We start from the raw sequence: 8,134 nt of genomic DNA, 5'->3' as shown, positions 1-8,134 counted from the left end.
GCCACCCAAGTGGCTTTTCTTTTTTTCAGCTGTTTTAAGCCATATAAAAAGCAGCCGGCAAAGCGGCTGCTTAAAAACTTCTCCGGTTCAGGAAACACTTAACGGGATGCGACGCTGGAAGCACCGCTGGTCCTGACGTCTACTGAAGCCCCTCCCCTAACGTTCAGGGAGGAAGCGCCGCTGGCCTTACCAGTGACATTTTCCGATACGGTGATCTGCAAATCGCTGGCGCCGCTTAAACCTACTTCGGCCATCAGGCATTCCAGGCCAAATGATTTCATATCTGAAGCCCCTGAAACAGTGGCCTGCAACGAACGCGTAGTCCCCTCAAGCCGAATATCAGAGGCCCCGCTTCCGTCCACTTCCAGGTAGCTGGATTCAACCTGGAGATTGACGTTGCCGGCACCGCTGCATTTAATTTGCAGGGATTCCTGTGAAAGCAGACCAGTGCCTTCCACTTCAGCAGCGCCGCTGCAACTGATCTTTTCAAATAAGGGGGCGGTGACATACACCGTGATCTCCTTATAGCCGCGCAGGGAGGTGAAGGGTTCCACACCTATCCTCAGCGAATTACCGGACACTTCGGTAAGGATATAAGGAAGCAGATTATCGTCAGCACTTACCACGACCTCATAAGCCTCATCCTGTGTCACCACCAGTTTTATGGCACTGCTAACAGAAACCCCTGTAAAAGAAGGGGTTTCGCGCACTTCACGAACCACCACACCGCTTCCTCTTACGGCATTCTCGCATGCCATTAAGGTTGCACTTACAAATAAAATGGCTATCAGGATCAGACTTGCCATCCTGCTGCCTTTTTTCAATACACTTGTTTTCATCATCGTTAGTCTTTTCTTTGAATGTTTGTAATGGATTTAGAAGCTTTATATCCAAAAACATGCCTTTTCTTTCAAGACATTCATATACAACTCTTTAAATGTAGATGAACGATCTTTTCTGAAGATGAAGTGTCCGTTTTCCACCTCCAGTTGACCGGTATCGAACAGTTTGAAAGAAGCGTTTGGCCAACTTTTTTAAAAAAGAACGCTATGCAACCAAGGTTGCTTCGCTACCAGGCTACAAAAAAAGAAAGGGGCAGACCGTTGCTGACCTGCCCCCTTATTGATGTCCTTTTCCACATTAAACCAGGAAAAGCGGCTTGTCGATAAACGATTCGTAAACCGGGCGGAGGCGCTCGGTATTATAATTCTTTTCAATATCAATCAGTTTCTTGGTGCTGGTCACAATGTCGACAGGGATATTGTCGTAGCGACCATTTTTAAGGATCACCAATCGTCCGTGAATGCCTTTGAGCACCAGGTCAAGCGCAAGGTTACCATAGGCCATAGGCACAATGCTATCAATGGCATCGGGATCGCCTGAGCGCACCAGGTAACCCAGGTGCTGATTGATGGTTTCCACACGGCGGCCATTGTTAAACTGAGGGCTTACCTCCTTGATCTTGGCAGAAACGGCATCTCCAATGCCCCCCAGTTTGGCATGGCCAAACATATCCCGTTCTAAATTGGAGAACATCATATCCACTCCTTCAAAGGCAGCACCTTCTGAAACCAGCACCACAGAGTACCTGCTTGGGTTTAGTTTACGGTCGTGCACAAGAAGTTCGGTAAGATGCTCAATTTTAAACTTGTATTCGGGGATTACACAACGATTGGCAGCGCCGGCCATGGTGGGTAAAAGAGCGGTGAATCCAGCATAACGGCCGAATACCTCAATGACGAGGATACGTTCGTGGGAGCCAGCAGAAGTACGCAAAAGATTGGTCATATGGATTGTCCGGGTAATGCAGGTGCTAAATCCAATACAATAATCGGTACCAGGTACATCATTGTCCATCGTTTTTGGGATGGCGACCACTTTAACCCCTTCCTGGTAAAGGCGCACGGAATAACTAAGGGTATCATCACCCCCGATGGGGATCAGGTAATCGATCCCGATAAAATCAATGTTCTTCAGCACTTCGGGGGTCAGGTCATTGATCTCTGCTTTGTATTTATCCTTATGCTGTTCGGGGACATTTTTGAGGGGCACGTGGCTGGGCCTTGTCCGTGAGCTGTGGAGGAATGTGCCACCAGTGCGTCCGGCACGGTTTACGATATCTTCGGTCAATTCGATAAAATTGCGGCTGTTATCCGCTTTCTTGTCGCGAATCACCTCCATGATCCCCGCCCAGCCTCTGCGGATACCAACTACCCTGTAACCTTCGCGCAACGCGCGGATGGTGAGGGCCCTGATGGCAGGGTTCAAGCCGGGAACATCGCCCCCTCCTGTCAATATTCCAATCGTTCCTTTCATCTTTGGTGTTGTCATTTTCTTACGTTTTATCTATGTCCAGTAATTTTACATTGAAGCCAGTGCCTTCCTTAAGCACCTTCCCCCCCAATGAAGGCATAAAATTAAAAAAATCCTGCTTCTTACCTTTGGGTTTTCTCCATTTTTTTGCGGGTTTATTTTATCTTCGCTAATGATAATGACAAAAAAAAGACACTTTTCGAATTGTTACTTATAAAAAGGAATTATGGAAAACTTCAGGATAAACAATCCGGTGGACCTGCACTTTGGTGCCGGTGTAGTAGAGAAACTAGGGCCCCTGGCTTTCGGATATGGGAAAAAAGCCCTGCTTGTTTACGGCAAAGGATCGGTGAAAACCAACGGCTCCTATCACCAAACCCTGAAAAGCTTGCAGGATGCAGGGGTTGAGGTGGTAGAATACGATGGGATCAAATCCAACCCTATCATTGAAGATGTTGATGAAGCCGCTGATCTGGGCCGCAGGGAAGGTGTCAAAATGGTGGTAGCCTTAGGTGGGGGCAGCGTGATAGACAGTGCGAAGATCATTGCCATCACCATTGCGGTCAGCCATTCGGGCTGGGCGTTTCTGGATGGGCCCGAAAAGCCCGTGAAGGCCATCCCTCTGTTATGCGTGCTGACCCTTGCAGCCACAGGCACCGAGATGAACGCCGCCGCTGTGGTGCAGAGCGATAGCAAAAAGAAAAAAATTGGATATGTAAACAAATTGATGTATCCAAAACACAGTTTTCTCGATCCCGGATTTACAATAAGTGTTCCCCCAAACCAAACCGCCTATGGCATTGTTGACCTGATCGCCCACGCCCTGGAAGCCTGGTTTGGGGAAGGTGATGCAAGCCTCTCCGACCGTTTTATCATTGCCATCATTAAGGAAGCCCTGAAATACGGGCCGGAGTTGATGAAAAACCTTGAAGATTATGACTTGAGAGCCCGCATCATGTATGCCGCCACCTGTGCCCTCAACGGCATGACCGTGCCAGGAAAGAAATCGCAGGACTGGGGAGTGCACAACATTGGCCACACCCTGGGCGTCAAATGGGACCTGGCTCACGGGGCCACACTCTCCATCGTATATCCAGCCTGGCTCAAACTGCATAAGGAACGTATGCCTCACAGGATTACAGAGCTGGGGTCAGCCCTCTTCGGAAGTGAAACCGTGGACGACACCATTTATAAGCTTGAATATTTCTTTAAGCTCCTGGGGAGCCCCATCAGGCTTTCGCAGGCAGGCATTCAATGCAGCGAAAAGGACAAGGAAGAGCTGTTTGAGATTATGCAGCTCAACAAGGTGAATGGGCTGCACCACAAACTAAGCGAGCAAGACTACCGTTTCCTGATCGAACACATCATTTGATGCGTTCACCGCAACAAAAGCCGGTTTTTATTGTTTCCCTGTAAAAGAAAAGTCTTTGGCAGGCGAAGGTGATTCCTTTTCCACCAAAAGCCTTTTATCAAAACATTTTCACGATGAAAATATGGCTTATTTTATGGCCACTGCTCTTTGGAGCCTGCGGCCAAAATGACAATAACACAAAAATATCAAATGATATGGCAGAACTGAATCATCATAATACTCCCCTACTCGAAACGGCTACCTTTGGAGGTGGTTGTTTCTGGTGTACCGAAGCGGTTTTTCTGAAGGTTAAGGGCGTACACAGTGTAGTGTCAGGTTATTCGGGCGGAAAGACTACCAACCCCACTTATCGTGAGGTTACCAGCGGTTCCACCGGGCACGCTGAGGTCATCCAGATTAAATTTGATCCGGATGAGGTAAGCTATCTGCAGCTGCTCGAGATCTTCTTTAAAACACACGACCCAACCACCCTCAACCGCCAAGGTGCGGATGTCGGGACCCAATACCGATCAGTGATCTTTTATCACAACCCCCAACAAAAGGAGATTGCTGAGAAAGTGAAGGAAGCCCTTAACATAGAAAAGATCTGGAACAACCCCATCGTGACGGAGATCACCGAATTAAAGGCGTTTTACAAGGCAGAGGATTATCATCAGAATTATTTTGAGAACAATCCAAACCAGGCTTACTGCCAGTTTGTGATCGTTCCAAAACTGGATAAACTCGAGAAATTATTTAAGGACCAGTTAAAATAAAAGAAGGGAGGCTGCAGCCTCCCTTTTTTTTATTATTCGAGGGTGATCCTTTTGTTTTTGGGATATCGCACGGCATACCGCAGGGTTCTCAGCTGTGTTTCTCCGGAATTAATTTCCATGCGCCAGTTCAGGAAGCCACGTTCCTTGTCGTATGAAGCGCCTGACATTTCCTCGACGCTTACTTCGATATCCTCCTGGGTTGATAATGGCACCTGGTCCTGAATGGTGAGGGTAATGCTTACGCGTTTATTGTTGCGGGCACTGATCTCCCAGCCCACGGTTTCAGTGGTACGGTTACCCAGAAAGTTTCGCTTGCTCTGGTCTTTGATGCGTTCGCGCTTCACGATGATATTCGGATCCCGGCCCAGCGAAAGTTCGAGGGTATCGGTCGTCATGCCCGGATTAATGAAGGTCTTTCCAAGGAAGGTCCCCTCCATAAAGAGGTTGGCTTCGCCGGGAAGCAGAGCATAGTCCTGCCATTCAGCCACACGGGCTACAAGGAAGGCGTCGGGATTGAGTTTGGGCACCACAAAATATTCGTACTGTGCAGGCAGGCTGTGCCCTTCCAGTTCAACCACCCTTTGCACCCTTCCCGAAGGGAGGTTGTATGGAGTGTTGACTACAAATTCGCGGGTGGTGCGGCCCTCCTGAACCTGGACAAAGGATTCAGCTGTTACCGCATCCATGGCCTGGGGAGCAGGCATTTTTGGTTCCATTTCATCGGCAACATATACTTCATTGAGCATGACCCCCGCTGCACGTCCCCTCAAGACCATCATTTCCTCATCATAACGGAGGAACCACTGGGAGAGTTGTGGTTTTTGGCCCCATTGCCTCGGGTTACCGGTTGAAAAGGTTAGCTTAACATTCTGCCAGTCTTCTCCCGTATTCTGGAAGGCATTGGCCTTGAGCATCAGCTCCAGGTCCCTATCAACGTCTGCTACTCGGATATCATAGACCGGACGCCAGCCTGCACTCTGAATGGTATAGGTGAGAGAAAAGCCTGCATTGACGGCCGCATTGGCCGAAACTTGCACCACCACCTCACCCATCTGGCTGGTAGAATGTCCCCGCAGGCGGCTGAGCTGCTGGTTGATGCGGTTGTATCGTTCTTCATCCTTCTCCACTTCCTGACGGACTTTCAGCCAGTTGGTTTTGATCTCTTGCAGCCGTTGCCGAAGGAAATCGGCCGCAGCTCTCAATTCGGCTACCTGCACGCCCGTCTGGCCTCCGCCCAGTGAACGGTTGGCAGCCAACAGGGCTTCTTCCTCTTCATATACCTTGAGGGTGGCCCGATTGATGTCAAGTTGGTTTTTGTAATACTTGAGGCTGTCTTCCAGTTGTTTGATCTCCTTGCTCAGGGCAGGGCTTTCAAGAAAATTGGTCCGGTGACTGACCGAGAGGATGGTGAGTGCTCCTGTTGCCTTGACTTGAATACTCGAGGCATCAATATCGAGGGGGAGTTGGGTAAAGACCAGTTCATTGATGCCGGACGGCACCCTGACCTGGGCTTCCCTCATTATCTGTGCACCCTGGAAAAAGACCATGGCCTCCTTTATTTCCGAGGTGACCTGCAAGGACTGACCCTGGGCCCAAAGGCCCGGGGTCAGCAGCAGCAAAAGGCTGATAAGGGATTTGAATTTCATAAAATTATGGGTTTTGGAAAAAGGTTATTGATTACTTGCAATAAAGCGGTTGAGTTCACGACTGCTCGAGCTGAAGCGGAAAGCCTGATGCACCACGAAGAAGTTGCGGGGGTCAACCGTGTGGGCATAAGCCATCTTGGCCAGCTTTAGACGGTTCGACTCAAAGGAGAACAGGTCCATCAGTTCCCTTACCTGGGCGGAAGTCACGTGGTTATTGGATACCGCTTGCCGGGCAAGGTCAAGGCGGCTGTTTTCAAAGCGGATGGATACCAGGGTAGCTTTCAGTCTGCCAAAGGTCTGTGGACTCATCACTGGCACATAAGCCGGGGAATAATGTGCAGGGCCGTGATTCACCCGAACGGGCCTAAGAGCAAGGCGTTCGGTGACAACAAAACGGTTGCGGGTGTCTATATGGGCGATCAGCCGTTTGCGTGCAGGCACCTGGATATAACCAGAGAATACCACCCGCGGGGCAGCAGGCACATAATACAGCCCGTTGAAATAGCGATCCAGGCGCACTACTTCAATGAAGTGCTTGCCGGGACGAAGGTCAGGGATGGTATAGGAAGTGGCTTGATGACGGAAGGTGCGATTGTCGATGGTAAGGTCGAATGCAGCCCCGTCATGGAGCGAAAGAGTAAGTTCGGAACGATTCGGATGGGAGGCGGCCAGCATAAAGGCAATACTCACCAAAGCAAAGGTCATCAGGATTTTTTTCATGGCGTTGTCCTCCATTCATTAGATACGTATTTTCATCCTGATAAAACCAATTAGCGTGCCAAGACGCTACTTCCCCGAAAAAATTTTCTCAACGCCTTGCCGGAAGGGCTACCTGGGCTTCACCGGGATCTCGAGCAACCAGGTGATAATCGACAGAATGATGCTGAACAATACCGCCCACCAAAATCCGTCTACCATAAAACCTTTCACCAGATGTGAAGCAATCTGAATGATAAATGCATTAATGACCAGCAAGAACAACCCCAGGGTAATAACGGTGATGGGGATGGTAAGGATGACCAGGATGGGCTTCAGCAGCATATTGAGCAGGCCCAGCACAAATGCTACTACCAGAGCGGTGATGAAATCCCTGACATGAACCCCGGGCAGGATATAGGAGGAGATTACCACCGCAAAGGAGGACACAAGCACTTTCAAAAAGAAACTCATAACTGAAAGGTTTAAATTAATTTATTCAAAAAGAGAAATAAAATTAACCAAATTCAGGAAAAATAAAAAGTAGGAAGCGGCTAAATCTTTTGGTGGATCAGGAGAGGATCTTTTTCAAGTGGTCAATGATGATCCCGGAGGCCCCTTTTTTCTCTTCAATGTATTTCAGACAAATTTGCGAAACATCCTGAAGCTTAGCGGGCTCTTTCAAAAATCCTGCTACACCCTCAAGCAACTGGCTTGCATCCCTGACAGGAAAGGCTCCTCCCCTTTGCTGCAGCTCTACTGCCTCTGCAAAGGATTCATAGCGCGGTCCAAAAAACACTGGTAGTCCAAAGGTCACCGCTTCCAGGATGTTGTGGATGCCCCGTCCAAATCCCCCTCCGATGTATGCCAGTGACCCCAGCCGGTAAAGTCCTGAAAGCAAGCCAATCCTGTCAATGATCAGCACCCGGGTATCCGGCCTTACCTCTTCCCCAATCTCAGAGAATATCTCCACCTGATCCCCGATTTTATTTTTCAAGTCTGCAATTTGATCGGAATGAATTTCGTGCGGTGCAACGATATACTTCAGGTCAATTCCACCATCCTGAATCAGGGGTAACAAAAGTTCTTCATCAGCTGGCCAGGTGCTGCCCGCCACCAGAATTTTATGACCTTCTGAAAAGGCTTTTAAATGGGGAAAATCGGCAGGCCTTTCAGCAATAGCTGCCACGCGGTCGAAACGGGTGTCTCCGCTTAATCCAGCCTGAGTTATCCCAGCTTTCAGCAACAAGTCGAGGGAGGACTGATTTTGAACGAAAATATGAGTGAACTTTTTCAACTGCCTGCGAAACCACCCCCCGTAAGGTTTAAAGAAATGCTGCTCGGGCAGGAAG

At 49.1% G+C, this 8,134-nt stretch carries 8 protein-coding genes; 2 read left to right on the top strand and 6 right to left on the bottom strand.

The features are described 5' to 3' along the window. Positions 1-98 precede the first annotated feature (98 nt). Entirely contained in the window at positions 99-839 is a 741-nt protein-coding gene (locus V2I46_03405) for a head GIN domain-containing protein (GenBank protein MEE4176535.1), read from the bottom strand. Between the two features lie 301 nt (positions 840-1,140). Continuing rightward, complete coding sequence (locus tag V2I46_03400; protein MEE4176534.1) at positions 1,141-2,331, bottom strand: 6-phosphofructokinase; 1,191 nt, start codon at positions 2,329-2,331, stop codon at positions 1,141-1,143. A 208-nt stretch (positions 2,332-2,539) separates the two neighbouring features. Between V2I46_03400 and V2I46_03395 the strand changes: the two genes are divergently transcribed. Together V2I46_03395 and msrA are read left to right on the top strand one after the other, a co-directional pair. After that, a complete protein-coding gene (locus V2I46_03395) occupies positions 2,540-3,685 on the top strand; it encodes an iron-containing alcohol dehydrogenase (GenBank protein ID MEE4176533.1) in 1,146 nt (381 codons plus the stop codon). A 194-nt stretch (positions 3,686-3,879) separates the two neighbouring features. Beyond that, a complete protein-coding gene (gene msrA, locus V2I46_03390; protein ID MEE4176532.1) occupies positions 3,880-4,440 on the top strand; it encodes a peptide-methionine (S)-S-oxide reductase MsrA in 561 nt (186 codons plus the stop codon). Positions 4,441-4,472: 32 nt separating this feature from the next. Here msrA and V2I46_03385 read toward each other — a convergent pair whose 3' ends face one another. The 4 genes from V2I46_03385 to V2I46_03370 form a co-directional block, all read right to left on the bottom strand. Further along, positions 4,473-6,086, bottom strand: coding sequence for a mucoidy inhibitor MuiA family protein (locus V2I46_03385; GenBank protein ID MEE4176531.1), 1,614 nt, complete (start codon positions 6,084-6,086; stop codon positions 4,473-4,475). 24 nt (positions 6,087-6,110) lie between these two features. Then, positions 6,111-6,821: a DUF4476 domain-containing protein gene (locus V2I46_03380; GenBank protein ID MEE4176530.1), complete on the bottom strand. Its 711-nt coding sequence runs from the start codon at positions 6,819-6,821 to the stop codon at positions 6,111-6,113. Between the two features lie 93 nt (positions 6,822-6,914). Then, the gene (locus tag V2I46_03375) at positions 6,915-7,256 is read right to left on the bottom strand and encodes a phage holin family protein (GenBank protein MEE4176529.1); all 342 of its coding nucleotides are present in this window, start codon (positions 7,254-7,256) and stop codon (positions 6,915-6,917) included. Between the two features lie 97 nt (positions 7,257-7,353). Continuing rightward, positions 7,354-8,134, bottom strand: a 781-nt coding sequence (locus V2I46_03370; GenBank protein MEE4176528.1) for a 3-deoxy-D-manno-octulosonic acid transferase, incomplete at its 5' end; no start/stop codon positions are given.

The organism is Bacteroides sp. (genome assembly GCA_036351255.1).
Taxonomy (GTDB): Bacteria; Bacteroidota; Bacteroidia; order Bacteroidales; family UBA7960; genus UBA7960.
Note: the sequence above shows the minus strand (reverse complement) of the source record. Positions and strands in the feature narration are given on the sequence as shown.